The sequence below is a fragment of the Streptomyces sp. NBC_00576 genome, from assembly GCF_036345175.1.
Classification (GTDB): Bacteria; Actinomycetota; Actinomycetes; order Streptomycetales; family Streptomycetaceae; genus Streptomyces.
Genome location: NZ_CP107780.1, coordinates 3097177 through 3119394 on the forward strand (window position 1 = coordinate 3097177; position 22218 = coordinate 3119394).

Sequence of the window (22218 nt, forward strand, 5' to 3'; positions counted from 1 at the left end):
CCAGGAAATCCCATGGGACGGGAGCCTGACCTGGGGGTTCGTGACATCTTCGATCGCTGTTCCGACTCGCCCTGACCGCCAACCGTCGCCAGGATGTATCAAATCGATCCCCTGAAGCCTCCAGAGGGGTACCATTCGATACATGAGTGCTGCGGAGAACTCGCGCTTGGAGCAGCGGCTGACCGGCCTCTCCCCCACGTTCACTACGGCGCAAGCACGTCAGGTCCTACTCTCCCCTCGTGATCTGGCGTCCTTGGTCGCGGAGGGAGAGATAGACGAACTGTCCCGGGGGGTCTACCGACGGGCAGACGCACCAGAGACCGCGCACGCGGATCTGCTGGCCGTGTGCGCACGGGCTCCTCGCGCCGTCGTGTGCGGCGAATCCGCTCTGGCCTTGCACGAGCTGATCGACGACATCCCCGCAGCGGTACACATCGCCGTGCCCCGCGGTACACGCCGCCCCACAATTTCCTACCCGCCGAGCGTGGTGGCGCAGTACACCCCGACGACGTTCACCCTCGGCATCGAACGGTTCGAAGCAGCCCCGGGAGAGACCATCCCCGTGTACAACGCAGCCCGCAGCGTCGTCGACGCGATGCGCCACCGCAGCCGCATCGGCGAGACCCTCGCTCTGTCCGCGCTTGGCCGCTACCTGCGCCGAGAGGGGCGCAGTGGAGTCAGCGAACTCCAGCATGTTGCACGTGAGTTGGGCGCCCTTTCCATCATCCGCCCGGCCGTTGAGGCGGTGCTCGCCTGATGGCCAACCCCAAACGCGACACCACCGCCGGCCGCGTCTACAACGACCTGCGCAACCTGGCCCGCCGCACCAGCCGGTCCACGGACGAGATCATGGTCGAGTACGTCCTCGAACGGTTCCTCTACCGCTTGGCCGCATCACCTCTCGGCCGCGAGCACTTCGTCCTCAAGGGCGGCCTGCTGCTGGCCCAGTTCGGCGCCCGCCGGATGACCCGTGACATCGACATCCTCGGCCGCTCGTTCCCAGGCACCGAAACCGAGATCATCCGCAGGATCGCGGTCATCGCCGCCACCGAGATCGACGACGGAGTCGCATTCGATCCCGCGACACTCAAGACCGTCCCCATCCGCGAGGAGGACGAGTACCACGGCGTACGCCTGTCCATGGCCGCCTCCATCGCCCGGGCCCGGCTCAAGCTCCAACTGGATGTCAGCTTCGGCGACCCCGTCACCCCCGGCCCCCGGGTCATCGACTACCCCCAACAGCTCACGCCGGAGAGCTTCCAGATCCTCGGCTACCCGCTCGCCACCGTCATCGCCGAGAAACTCTCCACCGCCGTCTCACTCGGCGACCTCAACACCCGCGACCGGGATTACGCGGACCTCTACCGCCTGCTCACCCTCAACGACCTCGACGGCCAAGAACTCACCACGGCGTTGACCGCCACCGCCCGACACCGCGGCATCTCCCTGAAACCCCTCAGCATCACCATCACCGACCTCGGAGAACGTCGCCAGACCTCCTACACCGCCTGGCGTCGCCGACAGGGCGCCGCCGCAACCGGCCACCCCGAACGCTTCACCGACGTCGTCCGACAGGTCACCGCCTTCGCAGACACACTTCTTAAGGGCGATGCCGCCACCCGTACGTGGAATGCGGCGACCCTCACCTGGTCGTGAACCGGGCCCGGCCGACCTACCAGGACTTCGGGGATGCGAACCCGGGATCTACGCATTACGAGTTGTCCAATCTTGGTCCACCGGCTTCCACAGGCATCCACCACGAGAACGAAACACCTGGTCAGTGTTGATGTCGGACGACCATGGACGAAGATGGACCACCCCAGATTCCCCGCCCACTGAGACCACAACTGAGACTGAGGAGTCTTGAGAACCTGGCTCCTGCAGAGAGCGTGCCCGGCCTCACGATCAACGATCGTGTCAGCGACGAAGTCCCGATTCCATGCAACTCTCGCCGCCGCTCAGCCGATACTGACCCAACATGGGCAACGCGTACGCTCCGTGCTGGAGAGCGAGACATCCAGCCGGCCTGCAGAGGGGACTGAGATGGGGGCACGCAGTAGGCCGTCGGGCAGAGAAAGGTCGACGGTCACCGTTCGCCACGAGAGTCGGCGGGTCCTGCGGTGACGGACTTCACCTTCCAGGCGATAGGGGCTGGATCCGTCGCCGCCCATCACATCGGGACAGCGATCACCGGCCCGGTCAACGTTCTGACGGCCGAGTTGCTGAACTCGGCGCGCGATGTCCAGGCACCTGCCGGGCTCACCAACCTGCCGCCGCTCCCCCTGTGTTTCGGCCGCACGAGCGAGCTGGGCTGGCTGCGCGGCACGCTCGGGCAGCCGGCCGCCGGGACTGCCGTCGTCCAAGGCCTCGGCGGCGTCGGCAAGAGCACCCTCGCGCTTACGTATGCCCACAGACACCGTCGCGACTACACCGTGTTGTGGTGGATTGCCGCCGCATCACCCGACCACATCGAGCAATCGCTGGCCGACCTCGCTCTGCGGCTGATCCCCGTGTGGGCCGGCAGCGCGTCTACCAAAGATCGCGCCGCCTGGGCGATGTTGTGGCTGCAGTGGCATCCGGGGTGGCTGCTGATCTTCGACAACGTTGAGGATCCGGCCGATCTGCAGCCCTACGTCAGCACGTCTAACGGCCACGTCATCGCCACCAGCCGACGATCAGCTAGCTGGCCGACCTCCGTCGCAACGCTGGCCCTCGACGTACTCGACCTGGCTGCAGCGAGTGAACTCCTCTGTAGCCAGGTGCTCGGCGCGACTTCGCCGACCCACCGTCAGATACAGGAGACCCGGGCCCTCTCAGCCGACCTGGGGCAGCTTCCCATCGCCCTGATGCAGGCCGGCGGCTACCTCGCGCAGAACCCGACGATCAGCATCGAACGTTACCGCCGAAGGCTGATAGGCGCGTTGGACAAGGCTCCCGAAGGTGTAGACCCAGAGCGCACCGTCGCCCGGATCTGGCGCCAGACGATTAGCACCCTCACGGAGCGCAACCCTCTGGCAGTCCGCGTCCTGTCCACACTGGCGTGGCTGGCCCCCGATGACATCCCCGTTGGACTGCTGACCCCTATCACCGACGACAGCGACGACCTTCACGAAGCCCTTGGGGTGCTTGCTGTCTACTGCATGGTCTCCCTCACTCAGGACTCGGTGAGCATCCACCGCCTCGTCCAGACCACACTCCGGAACCAGCCGCCCATCGGTGACAGCGCGCCAACCGGCAGGCTAGAGGCCGAACGGCTGCTGAGCGCTGCGGTCGCCCCCCTGGGAGAACCGCCCGACTCTGGCCGGTCCCCCGCCTGGGATCGGCTGTTCCCGCACCTCGTCGCGCTCGCGGCCACCACTCCTGACGGACACGCTGACACCTTTCCCGCCGGACGGTACGCGAGCGCTGCACTCTATCTCCAGGGCCTCGGTCATGACGCCCGCGCCGTTCCGCTGCTCACGGCGGCCCTCGCCCGCTGCGAAGCGCTCGCTGGCGCCGAGCACGAACTCACCATGAAGGTCCGTTCGAACCTGGGCCACGCCTACCACGGAGCTGGGGACTTCGAACGGTCCATCGCCACCCTCGAACCGTTGGTCGCCCAGTGCGCGCAGGTATTCGGCGACTCGCATCCGGGGACGCTCACCGTCGCCGCTAACCTTGCCAACTCGTACCGTGACTACCTGGCCGCGCTCGCCCTGGTCCTGATGATCGTCAGACGCAGCAAGCGCCGGAGGGCTCGTGGTGCTCCCCAAGCGGTTCCTTGCTCACCTGATGCGAAGCCGCCGACCCGTCCGCGACACCATCATGCAGAGCTTCCGCCGGCCGGTCGGTGGCTGCGGACGAGACGTGCGAGCACATGTGTGTCAAGCATGGAAGCTGTAGCGTGAGCGCTCGAGCACGGAGGGTTGGATCACATCAACATCCCCGCGCGCAACGGGTGACCCAGTCCCGAATTCAACAGGCTTTTCGATGGAGGCGCAGATGACCACCAAGGCCACCGGCAGCTATGCGATCACTGGTTGGGACGAGAAGCCCTACGCAGAGGAAGCCGAGACCCCGAAACTCACCAAGGCCCATTTCACCAACGCCTTCAGCGGAGACATCGAGGGAGCGGGGTCGGCCGAGACCCTCATGGTCTACCCCACCGATACGAGCGCGAGCTTCGTCGGTCTGCAGTCCGTCACCGGCACTCTGGGCGGTCGGAAGGGGTCCTTCGTGCTCCAGTGCGAGGGGACTTGGGAGGGTGGTGTGGCCAGCGCACGGTGGTTTGTGGTGCCGGGGTCGGCGACCGAAGGGCTGGCGGGTCTCACCGGTAAGGGCGGCTACACCGCACGCCCCGACGGAAATTGCGATGTCACGCTGGAGTACGACTTCGAGGCGTAACAGCCGGGATGACTGACACTGTGGGCTTGATCCAAGGCAGGGTAGTAAGGGCTCGCAGAGCATTGACCACCCGGCCTTGGATCAAGCCCACAGGAAGCGCCGCTAAGAGGTGGTAGGTCGGAGTTCCGCCCACTATTGAGGGTCAGACCGCGCCCTTCTTGGCGGCGTCAAGGATCTTGACGACGGTGTGGAAATAGCGCGTGGTCGCGTCAGGCCCGAGCACACGCTCCTGGAAGCCCTTCGCGGCAGGCGCCTTGCCGTTGATCAAGTACCAGACGACGAAGGCCTCGTACGGGTTGGCGCGGATGATTTCCATGTCCTTCTTCGGAGAGATCATCGGCAGCTCCAGCGCCGGATCGATCCGCTCGGTCGCGAACACCACGCAGCACCGCATGTCGTCGGTGACAGAGACCCCTTTGAACGGGTCGAGCGCGATCAGCGCCTCCAACTCCGGGACCGTCCGCAGGCAGACCGCCACCTCGTAGCCGAGGACGTCCAGCAGGTGCGTGCTGATGGTGTCACCCAGCACCGCCCGGTCGTCCTCGTCGGATTCGAAGAAGACGTTCCCGCTCTGGATGTAGCTGCGGACCGAGTTGAAGCCCATGCCGCTGAACAGACTGCGCAGATAGTCCATCTTCACCGAACGGCCAGGAACGTTCATGCCGCGCAGAAACGCGATGTAAAGCATCGCCAACCACCTTGTCCGCGGGGAACCTTGGTCTTGGGCCCCGCCAGCATAGCGACGATCCACAGCCCAGGGTCCGGTTGGTCGAGAGGGGCGGCGGGCTGCGTGCCAGGGCGCTCGGCCAGGCCCCTGGGGTTGCTCCTCCCCACCGCCGACCCGGGCGTGGCGACTGCCGCACCCGGGTGGGCGAGTTACCGTCGGCTGCGGCGCCTGCTTGAGCCTGCGCATGTCGAAGCCGCAGGTCAATGCCGTGATCAAAAGCGACCCGCATGTCCGTCAGGTACAAGGAGACGGCCCGGGGCGGGCCGGCGGTCGACATCATCGATGTGTTGAGGGGGCAGAGGTCAGAAGCCGCCTGCGCGGAACTTGTCGTCGGAGTCGGTGGCCACGGCGGTGACGTTGTAGCGGTCGCCGCCCGCGGCACGGTTGCCCTGGTCGTGGTTGTACTGGAACTTGAAGACGTAGGTACCGGGGTCCAGCGTGTTCCCCGCCTTCAGTGTCACCACATAGTCCAGCTCCCCGCTGCTCGCTCCCGTGGCCACCGACACCTTGTCCCCGAGACTGCTCCAGGTCCCGGTGCCGGCGACACCGCCGGTCTGAATGATCTTGATGACCACCTTGAGGCTGCTGAGGGGCTTCGTGGACTTCACGGTGACCACGCTCTGGTCCCAGTAGGCGTTGTCGTCGGCCGTGTCTACGCTTCCGTCCGACCACAGGTAGCTGGTCGTCGTGCCCGGCGGGGTGGCCCGGTTCGTCGGCGAGGAGCTCTGTTCCTCCTTGCTGACGGTCGAGCCGGAGGCTCCTTCGGTGCTGTCGGTCGGGCCGGGGTTCGGAGTCGACGCGGCCGCCCCCGCCCCCGCACCTGCGCCTGCGCCGCCCGACACCGGCACGTAGACGACCTCGGGGTTCTTCCTGCCGCTGTTCTCCCCCCTGCTGTCCGTCCCGGACGGGGCGGTCGTCGGCTTCTCAGCGGTGTCGGCGTGTTCCCTCTCCTGCGGTGCCTCCTTGTCCGCCGCGCTGGTCACCTTGTCGGAGTCGCCGGCGCTCCAGTCGATGGCGGAGACGGCCGAGGCGGACCCGACGATCACCAGGACCGCGGCCGCGGAGCCGCCGACCGCGTTCCAGACCCGGCGGCCGGGCAGGAAGCCCCGCAGCGGAGTGCGTGCCTTGCGGGCGAACAGATCGGCGAACTCGCCTTCCTGGCGGTCACCTTGCTGGGGGTCGGGCGTGTGCGGCATGAGAGTCGGTCCTTACGCGGGCGTCCGTGGTGGGAAGTCACTGGGTGCTGGGAGTCAGAGGTCTGCAGGTCGGAGGGCTGAGCTCACGGTGTCTGCGGGATGTCCTCCGGCCTCAGCGTCATCACGTCGGACTCCGAGACGTCCGGCAGCTCGGCGACGCGGTACGCCTGACGCTCCGTCATGGCCTGGAACAGCTGGCGCGCGGTACGGCCGTTGCCGAACCCCCGGTCCCGGGGCATCGCGTCGAAGCGCGCGGTGAGTGCGTCGAGGGCGTCCGGGGCGAGTTCGTACTGGTGCTGTGCGGCCTGGTGCTCCACGATGCTGACCAGTTCGGCGCTGCCGTAGTCCTCGAAGAGCAGCGTGCGGTTGAAGCGGGAGGCGAGGCCGGGGTTGGAGCGGACGAACGTCTCCATCTCCTTGAGGTATCCGGCGACGATCACCACCACGTCGTCGCGATGGTCCTCCATCAGCTTCAGCAGGGTGGCGATCGCCTCCTGGCCGAAGTCGTTCGAGCCGGCGTACTGGGTGAGGGAGTACGCCTCGTCGATGAACAGCACCCCACCCCGGGCCTGTTGGAAGACGCGTGAGGTCTTCGGGCCGGTGTGGCCGACATACTCGCCGACCAGGGCGGAGCGGTCGGCCTCGACCAGATGGCCGCGCTCCAGCAGGCCGACGGCGGCCAGGATGCGGCCGTAGAGCCGGGCCACGGTGGTCTTGCCGGTGCCCGGATTGCCGGTGAAGACGAGGTGGCGGCTGAGCGGAGGCGGTGCCAGGCCCATCTCCTCGCGGCGGCGCACCATCCGCATCAGCTTCACCAGGGATGAGACGTCCTGCTTGACGCGGTCCAGTCCGGCGAGGCCGTCGAGTTCGGCGAGCAGGTCCTCGATGGTGTCCTCGGGGGGTGCCTCGGTCTCCCGCGCGGTGGTCTGCGGGTCCGTTCCCGGGCTGCCGGTGGCCGCCAGGGGCTGGTCCGCGCCGGTGGGCAGGGACGGGTTCTTCACGTCCCGTGAAAGGCAGTCGTCGAACACCGGCCGGGCACCCTTCTCCAGGGCCACGTCCTCCTCGGTGTCCCGGACCAGACAGCCGCGCAGTACGGGTGCGCCGCCGGCCGACACGTGCAGCGCCGGGAAGGCCGCGCCGTCCCTGCCGGCGCCTGCGAAGACACAGTCCTCGAAGGTGCCGCGGGCCTTCTCCCCGACGAACAGGCTGTTCTTGCCGGTCCGGGCCACCGTGACGGACCGGACCCGGGGTTCGGCCTGCGGGCCCACCACCAGACCGGAGCCGGCGGCGTCCCGAACCGTGCAGCCCTCGACGCTGGGTGTGGCGCGCTCCCCGATCACCAGGCCGGCCGTGCCGGTACCGCTGATCCGGCAGTCCCGCAGTACCGGGGTCGTCCCGGTGCCGCAGGAGATCCCGGCCCGCTCGGCGCCCGTGACGTCGCACTCCTCAAGGACCACCGTCCCCGTCGACTCGGTGGTGATCCCGGCCCGGCCGCGCACCACGGAGAGGCCGCGCATCCGGGCCTCGGCCGCGCTGTCGATCTGCACCCCGGTCAGTCCACAGTCCGTGATGCGGCCGCCCTCGACGGTGAGGCCGGCTCGGTCGGTGGCCCGGATCCCGTGCTCCGCCGTGGACGCGATACGGCACGACGTGAGCGTCACCCGGGAGTCGTCGCAGGCGTGCACCGCGCTGAACGAGCAGTCCGTCAGGTCGCCGGCGGCCATGTGGACCTCGGAACGGTTGCTTGCCAGCAGACCGTTGGCCCGGCTGCCGGTCACCGACGTGCCCTCGGCGGTCAGCCGGGCGGAGCCCCGGGCGACCAGACCCGAGCCGTGCGCCCGGTCGACCTGGCAGTCGACCAGCTCCGTGCGGCTCTCGCCGTCCGCGCTCACCCCGGGCCCCGAGCCGTCCCGCAGTCGGCAGTTCAGCAGCAGGACGTCCCCTGTGCCGGAGACGGCGACCCCGTCAGTGCCGGTGCGCAGGACCTCGCAGCGGGCGAGCAGGACGCCGCCGGCCGTACTCTCCCGGTCCGCGCTCCCCCGGTCCGCGGGACGCGGTGAACTGCCGAGTACGCGGATGCCCTCACCGGCCGTCTCCTCCACCCGGCAGTCCAGCGCGGTGAGGGCCGCCCCGTCCTCCACCAGCAGCCCGCTGCGTCCCGGGCCGGAGATCCGGCAGTCGCGCAGCACGGCCCGGGCGTCGCCCCGTACGCGGACACCGGACCCGGTGACCCGCCGTACCGTCAGCTCTGTGGCCTCGGCGGTGGCCCGGGAGGCGATGACGACACCGGTCCCCTGGATGTCCTCGACCACGACCCGGGTCAGCCGCGCCGAGCCGGTGGTGTTGACGTGCACCGCGGCCAGCCCCGCCCCCGACACCCGGCAGTCCGTCAGGGCGAGCGACGAGTCGCCGCCCGCCTCGACGCGGCCGCCGGATATCTCACAGGCGTCCAGCTCCAGGTCCCCGGCGCCGACCAGCACGGCGGGCAGCCCCGGGTCCTGTCCGGTCAGGGCGATGCCCTCGATCCGTACGCCGGGGGCGGCGACCTCCAGTACGGGCCGCCCGGGGGACGCGGCCAGCAGTCGTACGGCGTGCGCCGAGCCGTCCTCGGGCAGCAGGTGCACCGCGCGGTCGACGAGCAGCTGTTCGACGTACTCGCCCGGGGCGATGCGGATCTCGTCGCCGTCGCGGGCGGCGCGCACGGCGGAGGCGATGCTGCGGTGCGTGCCGCGGCCCTTGGGGGCGACCCGGTGCACGGTGGAGGTGGGGGTCACGGGAGGTCCGTTCCGTCGGGGAGGGCGGCCGGGTCGACGGTCAGCGACTCCGGTGGTGTCGTGGGCGGCGTGGTGGGCGTGCTGCCCGAGGACGGGAAGGCGCGGGACGGCAGGATGTTGGCCGTGTCCTTGTTGTTTAGCCCGTAGTTGAGGGTGCCCGCGCCTATCCCCTCGGCGGCCTGCCAGATCAGCTCGCCGGGGCCGCCGCGGTGGAAGATCCGCGAGCCCGCGGTGGCGTGCCAGGTGTACCGGAACAGACCGCTGGTGATGCCCGCGAAGGCCGAACCCGCCGCACCCCAGGCACCCGCTTCGAGGGCGTCGACGCCGGTGCGCTTCTGGCCGTTCACCCCGAACACGGCCGCGTTGACGGCGTTGTTGACGAATCCGGTGAGCACACCGACTCCCAGGCTGTTGAAGTAGTCGTACGAACCGGAGCGCCAGCGGGTGGGGTTCTCGTACACGGTCCACTCGCCGTCCCAGTCGTCCTTGGAGGCCAGCGGGTGACGGTTCCAGTCCTGGCCCTGGTCGAGGTTGGTCAGGCCGTACTTGAGGTAGCCGAGGCGCGTGGTGTCGTAGGCGATGTTGACGCCGACGCGGATGCCGCCGCCGATGGCGCCGTTGATGGCCGCCCGTTGGAGGGCCGTGATCGGGTCGAACCTGGTGTTGCCGAGGTCCGCGGTGATGGCGGACACGGCGAAGCTGGTGCCGAACTCGAGCAGATAGCCCATGGTGAAGTCGAGGACGGCCTTGCGCAGTTGGTGCCGCCACATCGGCATGGAGGCCGAGGAGCCGTCCTCGACACCGGTCCAGATGTCGTGGAACACATCGCGGAACTCGCGGTTGTAGCCGCGCAGTTCGGTGGTGTAGCCGCGGAAGTCCACCTCGCGCCCGATGAGCCGCCAGCTGCGGTGCCCGTCCAGGCCCACCTCTCCGCCGACCTTGGGCAGACTGCTGAACTCCGGCAGCTTGGCGCTGTCGAAGGCGGACCAGCGGCCGAAGGCGTCGGTGACCCAGACCCGTCCGGTGAGGGTGCGCTGGGCGACCAGTCGGCCGTCCTGGTACTCGCGCCACTGGTTCCACAGCGACTCCGACTCCCGGAACCGGCCCTCGGCGCCCTCCACGGGATCCCGGCGGTGGACCACCTTGCCCATGTCGAACTCCTGCCAGACCTCCCGGTTCACGGTGGCCGACACGTCCGGCTCGAAGTGGCGCGCGGACCGGGCGAGGAGATCGGCCAGCGTGATGCGGCCGGGGTCCACGGGTGGTGCGACGGCCGGCTGGTTCACCGTGTACGCGTACTCGCGGACCCGGCCGCCGTCGCGATACCGCACGACGTCGGTGCCGATGTGGTCGCTCCAGCGGCCCTTGGCGAGGTCCTGGTAGGTGCGGATGCCCTTCGAGTCGACCGTGCCGTCGGCGCTGATCCGCTGCCAGGACCAGGTGTCGCCGGACTGCCGGGTGGCGTCGACCCAGACGGTGCCGTCGCCGGTGACGGCGCGCTCCCGGATCGCGGCGCCGCGGTGGCCGTTCTCCAGCCGCTCGAAGTCGATGAACGAGTCGTCCCAGGTACGGGAGTACAGCGAGCCGCGGTTCTGGATGCGGATGCCCTCCGTGACCTCCCCGTCGGGGCCGGTGGCCTGCCAGGTCCAATGGTCCTTGCGGGGGTCGCCGTGGGACTCGACGTACAGATCGCCCCAGTGGTCGCGTCGGCCCGTGATCTGGAGCTGGGTGTTCTTGTCCACCCACACCCCGGACATGTCGTCGGCGCCGAGGCCGCGTGCCGGGTTCTCGGCCAGGTACTCGCGCACACCGGTGCCCTGCGAGCGCATGGCCAGCAGCTCGTTCCCTCGGGGGCCCGTGAACACGTCCTCGAAGCTGCCGTCGGCGGCGACATGGCGGGTGCCGGCGGTGCCACTCTTCGTATCCAGCCAGGGCAGTTCGTACGGGGCCGCGGAAGCGTTCCACTTCGGGGCGGGCGCCCACTGCTTGGCGTCGCCGACGCTGCGGCCCACCTCGATCACGTTGCCGTTCTCCAGTGTGCGGGTCTCCCGGACGATCCGGCCGAACCGGTCGATGTCCTGCCAGCTGGTACCGCCGTGCGAGACCAGACGGACGCCGCGCAGCTTGGTGCCGTCGGCGGCGGTCTCCGTCCACTTGGACACCTGGAACATGGAGTCGCCGGTGCCGAAGTTCCGGAAGAAGCCGTCGAACCGGCCGTGGCCCGCACGCGGGTACCAGGCTGCCGCCGGGAGTCGCTGGTCGGAGATACGGGTGACATGCAGGGTGCCGCCGTCGGCGAGCTGTGCGAGTTCCTCGGTGAGTTCGTCGACGAAGTCGATCGGTTTGTTGTTCGGGCCGACGGCGGTGTGCACCAGGGGGTTCGCCCGCATTCCGCCGGGGGCGGGGCCGGACAGCAGCTGGTGTTCCAGGTACTGGCGGGAGCCGTGGTAACCGTTCAACGGCCATATGTCACCCCGCCGCTGGGCCACGGCATGCTGCCCGGTGGCCGGGTCGAGGTAGGTGTCCTTGTAGCCGATCCGGGTCCAGGACCACTCGCGGGTGCCGTGCAGTGCCTCGGTGCCGTCCTTGGCGAAACGCGTCCAGACCCAGTCGCCCTTCGCGTTCGTCTCCGCCCGGATCAGACCGCCGTCGAGGGCCTTGGTGTAGGTGCGCACGTCGAGGACGTCCACCGGGGCCCAACGGTAGGGAAGCGTGTCGTGGAAGGTCCTGCGGTCGCTGTCGAAGATCCGCTCCCCGGCCCGCAGCCTGTTCCCGGCCTGGTCGAACTCGGTCCAGCGGGCCCGGCCGAACCGGTCCAGGTCGAGGTGGAGGACATGGCCGTTGCCGAGGACCTCGCGCTCGAACAGCGTCACCTTGCCCTCGCCGATCAGCCTGAACTGACCGGTGGCCGACTTCTCCACCGTGGCGGTGTCGAAGCGGCCGGTGAGCGGGTTGCCCGAAGGGTCCAGCCGTACGGCCTTGCCGGTGGCGTGGTCGATCCTCCAGTACTGGCCGTTGACCTTTCCGCCCTTGACCCGTACGGCGACGGTCTCCTCCAGCAGCGTGCCCGCCGGGTCGAACACCGTCCGCTCCAGGGGCTGGGCGCCCGGCCCGGTGGGGATGCGGGCGATCCGGCCGTCGTCGAGCAACTCGGCGCGGAACCCGGGCAGTTCATGGCCTGCCGGGTCCAGTAGCTGCGGTACGCCGCCGGGGTCGTCCACGTCGAAACGGAACATGCCCCGGTCGCCGGGCAGTTGGACGTCCCGGGGGACGCGCACGCCCTGGAGCTCGGCGTCCTCGTCCCCGTCCATCCGCCGGAGGTTGTCCAGGCGTGCCCGGAGGGCCTCCAGCTCGGTGTCCGACAGGTCGCCGAGTTCCGAGAGCGTGTCGGTGCGTGCGGAGTCGGGGCCCATGACGCGGTTCAGTTCGTCGGCGGACAGGGGCCGTACGTCCCGGACCAGGTCGTTCCAGAGGGCGTCGACGAGTGCCCGTTCCTCCGGGCCGACATCGTCCAGTCGCAGGGGCGCGTCGGTGTGCGGCGTGTCCGGACCCGTGAGGCGGCCGAGGTCGTCGAGGGGGCCCCGCACGCCGCTCGCTTCGTCGAGCGTACGGTCGAAGATCTGCGCCGCATCGCCCAGGTCACCGGCGAAGTCGCCGTGGTCAGCGAGGTCGTCGAGCCGGACCGGCGGGGTACCGGGCGTGGCGCCCTCGGTGAAGCGGAGGAAGCCGGAGCCGTCCCGGGCGGGCAGGTCCCGTAGAGCGAGGCGACCGCCGGCGTCGTGGTGGAAACGGGCGCCGGTGACGGTGTCGGTGACCGTGAAGCCGTTCGGCAGCCGTCCGGCGAGGGCGCCGTCCATCGGCCCTAGGCGGAAGGAACCGGTGAGGTGGGACGGCCCGGTCAGTTCGAGGAGCCTGGTCGTGGTCCCGCCCGTGCCGGGGGTGATCGTCACCTTGACGCCCAGGCCGGCCGGGCCGTCGAGGCCGGGCAGGGTGAGCGGCAGCTCCTGTTGGCGCAGGGCACCGCCGGGTTCGAACCGCCACACCGCCGTGAGCCCGTCCGCGTCCGGCACGGGCACCCGCACGGTCAGCTCGCTCAGCGTGCCGGCCGCGTCCCGGACCGGGGTGAGAGTCGCCCCCTGGACGGGCACCCCGTCCGGACCGACCACCCTGGGCATCGGGTCGAGGGCGTCGTCGGTGAAGCGCAGGGCCAAGTCGGTGCCGGTCAGCGGCAGTTCCCGGTGTTCCAAGTGCCCCTGGGCGTCGAACCGCCAACGCACACCGCCCCGAGGCCCCGAGATGCTCAGCCCGCCGCCCTCGTGGAGGGTCACTGTCGTGTTCTCCAGCCGCACCGGACCACCGGTGGCGCCGAAGTCCACCACATCGATCCGGAACGACGCCGGCGCGAGATCGGTCGCCGGGAACTCCGTGACCCGCAGCCGTAGATCCGTCAGCTCGTCGGCCCCGGACAGGGGCATACCGTCGAACCGTGCCGGATTCACCGGCGTCGGGACGCCGTCGGTCACGTCCGCCGTGAACCGGGCGCCGAACCCGGCGGGCTGCGATGTCAGGTCCGCATGCGGCAGGTCCGCACGTGCCAGATCCGGCGGCGAGAGCCGGTTCAGCGAGCCCGGTTCACCACCGAGATCGCCGAGGCGGTCGAGGGCCGGGGGCCGGCCCCGGGGCGTGTCCGGCACCGCCGCCCCGGACAGGTCCAGGTGCACCGGCGGCGCCCCGTCCACCGGAAGGTCCACGAACCGGCCGCCCCGGTCGAACACGAACCGCCCCCCGGTCGCCGTGTCGGTCACCGCGAACCCGCCCGGCAGCCGCCGCGCCGGATCCCCGTCGAGCCGTACGACGTCGAAGGCGCCGTCGGCAGCCCCCGGTACGGTCAATCGGTGCGTCGCCGACTGTGCGCCTCCCGGCAGTTGGGCGAATGTCGTGGTCAGCCGGGAGCCGGTCGGCGGGCCGCCGGCGGGGCCGGACAGGGTCAGCTGCTCGGACAGCCGCGTACCGTCCAGGTCGAAGCGGCCGGTCCAGGCGCCGTCCAGTGACCGCACCCGTACACCGGTGACCACGCCAAGTGCGCCCCTGACCGGTTCGATCACCGCACCGCCGGGCAGCGGGAGGCCGTCCTCGCCGACGATGCGGGGCAGGGAGCCGGACGCCGCGTCGGCGTCGAAGCGGAGGAAGCCGTCGCCGGCCGGGAGCCGGACGTCTCGGAACTGGAGGACGTCTTCAGCGGTGACCACCATCCGGATGTCCCCGGCCTTGCCGGTGAGCGCGAACCCGCCGTCCGCCAGCGGCGTCCGCTGCCACTCCGTGCGGAAGCCGGTGACTCCGGCGAACTCCTGAGGGTCCGCCAGCACGGTCTCGGTGCGGGGCGCGGGCGCGTCGAAGCGGTCGAAGGTGAAGTCGTCCGACAGATGGCCGGCATCGTCCAGTTGGCTTCCGACCTCGTCGAGGGCGTCGACCCCGTTCAGGGAGTCGAGGTCGTCGAAGGCCCTGCTCTCGCCCAGGTCGAGCTGGTCCAGCAGCCTCAACTGGTCGTCGAGGGACAGGCCCTGGAAGTCCAGCGCGCTCAGACCCGGCGTGCCCTCCCCGGCGGCCCTCAGATCCGCCGCGAGCTCGGGCAGGGGGTCGCTGCCCCGGAAGTTGGGGTTCGGAATCCATTCGAGGAGGTTGTGCTGGGCGTCCATCCGGTACGCGCCGCGGATGAACTCCGGGGCGATACCGCCGGGGAAGGCGATCTCGTTCTCCGACGCCCAGCCCGATGCCCGCCAGGCGTCCGGGCCCATGGAGCGTTCGAAGCTCCTGCCGACGTCGATCCCGCCGGAGGCTTCGATCTCGAACTTGAAGACTCCGTCCCAGATCAGGTTCCGGTCGGTGGTGGTGCTCACGAACGCGGAGGGCTGGCCGGTCCTGACCATGACGTCCAGGTTGGTCTCCAGGGCGTCGCGGACGGTGAATCCCTCGGAGAAGATCTGGTCCAGGCCGCGCTTGCCGCCGATGCGCCACAGCGTCTCGTCGGTCTCGCGCCAGACCGGTGCGGGCGTGATGGCCTGGATGTCGACAGAGCGGTCGGCGGCGAAGGCCAGCCGGTCCAGGTCCCCGGGCGAGGACAGAACCACCTCGTCGAGGCTCGTGCGCGGCGACGCCGGGAGGGAGACCGAACCCGGATCACCGAGGCCCGCCGACGGCAGGCCGTCCGCGCCGAACCTGGTGACGACGCCGTCGGCAGCGGTGACGGTGAACGCACCGTCGACCATCTGCACCTGGACGTCGGGGACGACGGTTCCGGCGTCCGCCTTGAGGACCCACTTGACGGTCGGCCCGGGCTCCATGGTGATCCACTGACCGGTGGGCCGTCCCAGGCGGTCCAGCAGCGGCAGTTCACCGACGCGCGACTCCAGCAGCCGACCGGAATTTGTGCCGGCCTGGGTACGCCACTCGACGGTGACGGCCTTCACCTCGAAGTCCGTCTTGAACGTGTCCGACAGCCGGAGGTCGCCGGCGGCTTCGTCGAGTCCATGGAGCGCGTCGCCTACGGGCCCCACCGGGCCACCCGCGGCCTCGGGCGCTGTCGCCCTGAGATAGGGGCCCTCCAGGTAACTCCTGGGAATAATGCCCTTGATCAGCCATTCCTGGTCACGGGTGGTGTTGAGCAGCGCGCGGACATCTCTGGCGATCGTGCCGGTCAAGTCCTTGCCGCCCCGGCCCGCGACATTGACGTCGCTCTTTTTGAGGAACTCGACGATGTCGCGGGAGCCGGCCCCGGAGAGCCCCGAGAAGTCGAGACGCTTCCCGATGGTCCGCTCGATCTGGTCGCCCATCAGTTGCTGGAGATCCCGGGCCGGGAGAATTCCCACGTTCTCCAGTTTCCCGGCCTTGATGTCCAGACCCAGCTTGCGGACATCGAGGGCGAACTCCGTGTCGCCGTACACCTTCTCGCCGCCGGACACGGCGAACGAGGTGAAGGGGCTGTTCCCCTTCTTGTCCGCGAGCTCGGCACCCACCACATGCTGGAAGGCGGTGGTTCTGCCGTCCGGGTTGGCCGGGACCATTCCGAGGTCGGGCTTGAAGTACGACTTGCGCAGGCCCTTGCTGTCGACCTCCAAGGCGTGGAAGTTGTCCTGCCGGATGAGCTTGACACCGTGCAGTTGCTCCAGGTCGACGTTCGACATGAAGAAGTCGTCCGTCTTCAGCACCGACTGCGGGGTTTCCAGGGGCGGCAGCCCGGAACCGGAGGCCCGGCCCGCGGACTCCAGCAGGTCCGTGGATACCTGGACCGGTGTGGTGGTGGCCGGCGCGGCCGGTACGTACTTCAGGGACTCGACGGTCGGATAGGGGCCCGTCAGATAGTCCTTCGGAATGGTCCCCTGCACGAGCCAGGTGTTGTCGCGGCGCACCTGGAGCAGCGTTTTGACGTCCGTCGCGACCGACGCGCCCAACTTCTTCGGCACGTTGTATTCGGCGAGGAACTTCTTGATGTCGTCGTTCTTCGTCAGGTGGGTGAACTTCGACGGGATCTCCAGAGCCGAGTCCCCGACGGCGATCCGGATCTCCTTGAGGATCTCCTGCTGCAGTTGGGTGTTGGAGAGGATCCGCACACCTTTGACGCTGTCCGCACCGGCTGTGATGTCGTTGGTGAGGGATACGAGATCGAGCCCGATCTCGCTGTTCCCGAAGGGTTTTCCGGTGCCCCCGGGCACAGAGAACGCGGTGAACTGGCTCTTCTCCTTGAACACTTTGGCATTGGCGGTGGACACCGCCTGGAGCGGTGTGATGGTGCCGTCGATCCTGACCGGTACGAGACCTTCCCCGGTCAGCTGTGTCTTCACCCCGGACTTGCCCACCGTCGCCGAGAAGTCCATGTCCTGCCGCACCAGCCAGTGGACCTGCGGCACGGACGGCGCCGTCACCTCCGGCGTGACGGGCGCCCGCACCGGATCCACCCCTTGCGGTGTGGCCGGCGGACCCGCGGGCGACGCCGGCCGGACGGGGATGTCGTCGAGGAGGGGTCTGCCGTCCAGGCCGATCCTGGTGACGAGGCCGTCGGGCGGGGTGAGGGTGAAGACGCCGTCGGTCACGGTCACCCTGACGTCGGGTACGACCCCGGAGTCCCCCTTGAGGACCCAGTTGACGGTCGGCCCGGGCTCCATGGTGATCCACTGGCCCGTGGGCCGCCCCAGGTCGTCCAGCAGCCGCAGTTCACCGGTGGGCAGGGTGGCCGCCGAGCCGTCGATGCGGATCATCATCACCGTGACGTCCCGGCGGACCGTGTCCAGGTTCATCCCCAGCCGGTCGAACGCTGTCCGGGCCTGGTTGAAGTCGATCTTCGCGGCGCTCAGATCCAGCTCGGCCCGGGTGCGGCCCAGCGGCGGTACGTCGGTCAGTGCGTCGATCTCGGAGAGCTTGCGTCCGGCGGTGTCCAGCTGGAACTGGGTGGCCTGGGTGCGCGCCCAGGTCTGGAAGCGTTCCGTGGCGAGCTTGCCGGTGGCCCCGCCGGTGACGACGTCCCGCAGGGTCAGGGGCGTGAAGCCGGGGCTCTTCGCGAGCGGGGTCGTGGTGAGGTCCGTCCTGACCGGCCCCAGGCCGAGCAGGTCCCGTGCGGTGCGCGCGTCGTCGCCGGTGTCGGGGATCAGCCGGGTGAGGTCGTCGAGCCTGATCCCGAGCTCGTCGAGGCGGTCGGTGCCGTTCGCCGTGTTCCAGGTGGGGACCCGGGGGTCGGCCGGGCCGAGGACGTCGACCTTCACCTCGTCCTTCAACTGCACCCGGACGTCCACCGGATCGGTCTTTCCGACACGCAGGACGACCCCGTCCGGCGCGGCGTTCACCAGGTCGATCTCGCCGTCCAGGATCTGCCGTACCTGGAATCCGGTCAGCCCGCCGAGCCTGCCGTCGAGGCTCAGTTCCGCCAGGTCCGCCAGATCGTCGAGCGGCTTGAGCAGCCCGGTCCCGGTGCGCTCCAGGCCCGTCAGGGTGTCCAGGTTCCGCAGCTCGTCCCTGAGCCCGAACCGCTGTCCGCCGGGAACCGTACCGACCGGCAGTCCGACCGTGTCGAGCGTGTCCAGGGTGTTCAACCGGACGCCCATGTCGTCGAGACGGCCCGGCATCCGGACGGGCGTGGTGCCGGGCAGGGAACTGAAGCCCCGTGTACGGGGTGCCGTGACCGAGGTGATCGGGATGTCGGCCAGTTCGTCGAGGGTGTCGTTGAACTCGGGGGTCCCGGGGACGGCGAGCCGGTCGGTGTCCGTGGCGTCGAACGGGCGAAGGTTTCCGCCCCGGTCGAGGTTCCGGCCGGTCAGTTCCGCGAGGCCGCCGGCCAGGGAACCCGTCCTGCCCAGGGTGCCGAGGGGCCGCGAGGTGAAGTGCATGCCGCGATCGACGAACCCCATGCGGAAGGCGCCCCGGTAGCCGAACCGGGCGATCTCGGAGTACCGCATGGGCAGCAGTGCCGTCATTGTGAGGCGGCCCAGGCTCAGAGCCGTGAAGACGCCGAGCCGTCCGGCCATGCCGCCGCCGACGAACGCGGTCGACTCGGCGAAGTCGCGGGTCAGCGCGGACCGGCCCTGCCGGAAGGTGCCCCGGGCGAATCCGCCCATGAACCGCAGGGCCGACCCCAGCATCGCGGGCGTCTTGGACAGGACCCGGGGCAACGCCATCAACCCGCCCGCGGCGCGGCTGCCGAGCCCGCTGCCGAACCGGACGAGCCCCTGTCCGGCCAGCGACAGGAGTCTGCCGGGGGAGGAGAACAGCATCCTGCCGCCCCGGAACAGCATCCGCCCGCCCGCGGAGAGGGCGCCGCCGAGGGCCTTGCCGCCCGACAAGCCCAGCCGGGCCAGTCCGCCGAGGGTGGTGAGGCCCTTCGTCGAGGGGAACAGGATGCCGAGGAAGGCGAGGCCCAGGCTGAGGGCGTTGCCGTTGCCCGTGGCGTAGTCGACGAGGGCCTTGGCGAAGAGCACCGCTCCCAGCCCGAAGGCGACCAGGCCCAGCGGGCCGCCGATGATGGCCGCGACGATGGTGACGACCAGCGCGACGATCTCCAGAACCTTGAAGAACGTCGACACGAACCGCTTCCAGAAGCTCTTCTTCGGCTTCTTCACAGGCCGCGACACCAGCCGGGCCGCCTCGCGCAGCGCGTCCTCCAGGATCTTGCCCTCGGCCTGGATGGTGTCGATCTCCGCGTCCACCTCGTTGCGGGCGCGGGTCATCTCCGGATCGTTCTCGGCGAGCGGCTGACCGCCGACGCGCTCCAGCGCGGCGACGGTGTCGGCGGCGTTCTCGGCCCGGTCCTGAGAGTCCCCGAGGGCGCGCGCGTAGCGGGCCGTGGCGTCGGCCGCCATCTCGAACGAGCGGTTGATGTTCGCCATGAACGTCTTGAGCTCGTTCTTGACGTACGTACGCAGCGCGTCCGCGGTCCGCCCCTCGAAGCCCCCGTCCTCGGCCTTGGTCAGCAGGGCGTCGAGGCCGCCGTCGACCCGCCCGGCCAGATCGCCGAGGTCGCGCAGCTCCTTGGTGACGTTCTCGACGGCGCCAGGATTTCCCGTCACCGGATTGCCGGTGAATCCGACTCTGCTCCACTCGTCGGAGGTGGCCAAGGAGTCCTCCTCGCGGTCCGGGACTTGGGGTACGGGAAGCAGACGTACCGGGGTGGGCGAAGAGTTCAAGAAAGTGGCGCACGCCACAGTTTTCGCCGGTCAGTGCGGTGCGGGCGAAATCTTTTTGAACCATCCGGACCCGACTTCTCGTCTACAGGGCGGCTCGGCACCCACACGGAAAACGAACCGGGACACGAACCGGGGCACGACCGCTTCCAGGAAGGACGGCAGACATGGTGCGCGTTTCCTACGACTACGACCTGATGACCGTCCTCGCCCGCCATCTGTGGCATCTCCGCGACGAACTGGACGTCACCTCGCAGACGGACAAGACGTTCGCCGCCGGTGACATCGGCCCCCGCCGGGAGACGGCTGAGGCGCTGGAGGAGTTCTACGGCGCCTGGAAGAAGTCGTTCCGTGAGGGCTGGCAGGTCATGACCGACCTCGGGAACCTCCTGGACCAGGCGGGCAAGGCCTTCTACGACCAGGACGCCTCCCACGCCGCCGGCGCCGCCCAGCAGGTCACCGGCCAGGTCCGCGGCGAGGCCGTCCGGCAGAACGAGATGCGCAAGCAGAAGCTGGCCGGCAAGCTCCGCGCGGACGAGGCCAGAAGACTGGAGGCCGGCTACAAAGCCCAGCAGGCGCGCCTGAAGAAGGAACAGGACGCCCTGGTCGAGAAGCGGCGGAAGCTCGACGAGGAGACCGCGGCCCAGCAGAAGCGGCAGGAAGAGCTCAACAAGGAGCAGGAGGAGCTCGCCCGGAGGCGGGAACCCCTGCTGAAGCAGCAGGACGAACTCCAGGCCGGCCAGCGGCAGCTCTGGCAGGAGGAGAAGGAACTCCTCAGGCAGCGCGAGGCGAAGCTCCAGGTCGCGCGGGACAAGCTGCAGAAGGAGTACGAGGCTCTCCGCAAGGAGCAGGAGCCCCTGCTGAAGCGGCAGGAGGAACTCCAGCGCAGACAGCAGCAGCTCTGGGCGGACGAGAAGGCCCTGCGCGCAGAGCAGGACGCGGCCATGGAGAAGAAGGTCACCGCCCTCGAACAGGAGCAGAAGGCCTACGACGCCAAACAGGACGCCCTCCAGGAACGCCAGGAAGCCCTCCGGCGGGAACGCGAGACCCTGCTGGCCAACGGGCACGCCACCCGGGCGGACCTCGACGCCTGGCAGCACAAGCAGGACGCCCTGGACAAGGAGCGGGACGCCCTGTGGGAGTCCGAGGGCAAGGGGCTCGCCGGGCGATGGGACGCCCTGGAGCAGGAACAGCGCGACCAGGAGAAGGCGTTCGACCCGATCCGTGAGCGGCAGCGGGAACTCGATGACGAGCGGGACGCGCTGAGCCGCGCCCAGGAGCCCCTCTCCGAGCGGCAGGACGCACTCCAGGCCAGGCAGAAGGACCTCTGGGCCCTGGAGAAGTCCACCCAGCAGGAGGCCGAGGACGCCGTGGCGGCGAAGCAGGACGGCCTGGACGCCGAACACGCCGGCCTCCAGAGGCGGCTGGACCCCCTGGACCAGGAGTCGAAGGACCTGCAGGACCGCCAGAAGGAGTTGTGGGACGACCAGTCGGACACCGAGGACGCGCAGGCCGCGCTGACCGCGGAGGAGAAGGCCGCCCAGGAACGGCAGCAGGACCTCCAGGACGGCTTCGGCGCGGAGTACGACAAGCTGCGCGACCAGGACCCGGATCGCGAAGTGGACGTCGGCCGGCTCAGGGGAATGCGCGGTCAGCTGGACGATCTGCCCGCCGAGGCCTTCGTGCCCAAGGGCTTCACCATCGAGGACGCCAACAACACCACCACGGTGTCGTACCAGCTCGACGAGAACGGTGAGATCAAGGTCGACAGGAACGGCGACCCCGTCGAGACGACGACCACCGTCACCAACAAGAACACGGGGCTGAGCTACTCCGAGACCTACCACGCCCTGACGCGGGACGGTGACTCCGTGACGACGATCCACAGCTCCGACGGTTCCGTCACCAAGATCTATCTGGACTCCTCCCCCGAGGGAGACGCCGACGGGACGATGAGGCGCTACGTCACCGACGAGACCGGCCGGGACACCCTCCAGATCTGGACCAAGCGGCCCGGCGGCGACTGGGGGTTGACGATGGACAAGGAGACCTACCTCAACTCCGAGGCCGGCAGGGAGGATCCCCAGCAGCGGCTGGACCGGCCTCCCGCGTATCTCACGGTGGAGAACCCGCTCGTCGACGACAGCGGCCACCCGTCCGGCTCCGCCGCCGCGGGGCAGACGACCACCGTGCAGGAGGGCGTCACCCGGACCGACTACACGGGCTCCGACGGTTCCGTCACGAAGGTCGTCACCAACGAGACCACGGGAACCCGCTTCGTGGCCGGCGCGAACAACGAGGTCCAGGAGATCTGGCAGCGCCGCGAGGACGGGACCTGGTACCTGCGCGAATCCGTCACCCAGCACGAACGCTACGGCGACGAACCTCCCCTGGGGACGCTCGGCGAGAACTGGCGCTGACCCCCACCCGAAGCTCCCTGCGCGCGTCTCTTCGGCGCCGCCGGGTCCATCGCG

At 69.5% G+C, this 22218-nt stretch carries 9 protein-coding genes; 5 read left to right on the forward strand and 4 right to left on the reverse strand.

Translation table 11 applies throughout. The features are described 5' to 3' along the window. The first annotated feature begins 142 nt into the window (after positions 1-142). From OG734_RS12865 to OG734_RS12880, 4 genes are all read left to right on the forward strand, one after another. Positions 143-757 (forward strand): type IV toxin-antitoxin system AbiEi family antitoxin domain-containing protein, encoded by a 615-nt coding sequence (locus OG734_RS12865; RefSeq protein ID WP_330287620.1) that lies wholly within the window; start codon positions 143-145, stop codon positions 755-757. Beyond that, positions 757-1656: a nucleotidyl transferase AbiEii/AbiGii toxin family protein gene (locus OG734_RS12870; RefSeq protein ID WP_330287621.1), complete on the forward strand. Its 900-nt coding sequence runs from the start codon at positions 757-759 to the stop codon at positions 1654-1656. Before OG734_RS12865 ends, OG734_RS12870 begins: the two co-directional genes overlap by 1 nt. Before the next feature lie 464 nt (positions 1657-2120). Then, a complete protein-coding gene (locus OG734_RS12875) occupies positions 2121-3887 on the forward strand; it encodes a tetratricopeptide repeat protein (RefSeq protein ID WP_330287622.1) in 1767 nt (588 codons plus the stop codon). Positions 3888-3981: 94 nt separating this feature from the next. Continuing rightward, positions 3982-4383: a DUF3224 domain-containing protein gene (locus OG734_RS12880; protein ID WP_330287623.1), complete on the forward strand. Its 402-nt coding sequence runs from the start codon at positions 3982-3984 to the stop codon at positions 4381-4383. Between the two features lie 142 nt (positions 4384-4525). Here the strand turns inward: OG734_RS12880 and OG734_RS12885 are convergent, their stop codons facing one another. From OG734_RS12885 to OG734_RS12900, 4 genes are all read right to left on the reverse strand, one after another. After that, positions 4526-5071 (reverse strand): DUF1697 domain-containing protein, encoded by a 546-nt coding sequence (locus OG734_RS12885; RefSeq protein WP_330287624.1) that lies wholly within the window; start codon positions 5069-5071, stop codon positions 4526-4528. A gap of 341 nt (positions 5072-5412) precedes the next feature. Then, positions 5413-6306 (reverse strand): hypothetical protein, encoded by an 894-nt coding sequence (locus OG734_RS12890; RefSeq protein WP_330287625.1) that lies wholly within the window; start codon positions 6304-6306, stop codon positions 5413-5415. 83 nt (positions 6307-6389) lie between these two features. After that, positions 6390-9080, reverse strand: coding sequence for a right-handed parallel beta-helix repeat-containing protein (locus OG734_RS12895; protein WP_330287626.1), 2691 nt, complete (start codon positions 9078-9080; stop codon positions 6390-6392). Further along, positions 9077-19678, reverse strand: coding sequence for a scabin-related ADP-ribosyltransferase (locus OG734_RS12900; protein WP_330287627.1), 10602 nt, complete (start codon positions 19676-19678; stop codon positions 9077-9079). Before OG734_RS12900 ends, OG734_RS12895 begins: the two co-directional genes overlap by 4 nt. Positions 19679-19911: 233 nt before the next feature. Here OG734_RS12900 and OG734_RS12905 point away from each other — a divergent pair, with 233 nt between their 5' ends. Then, a complete protein-coding gene (locus OG734_RS12905; RefSeq protein ID WP_330287628.1) occupies positions 19912-22164 on the forward strand; it encodes a hypothetical protein in 2253 nt (750 codons plus the stop codon). Positions 22165-22218: the final 54 nt, after the last annotated feature.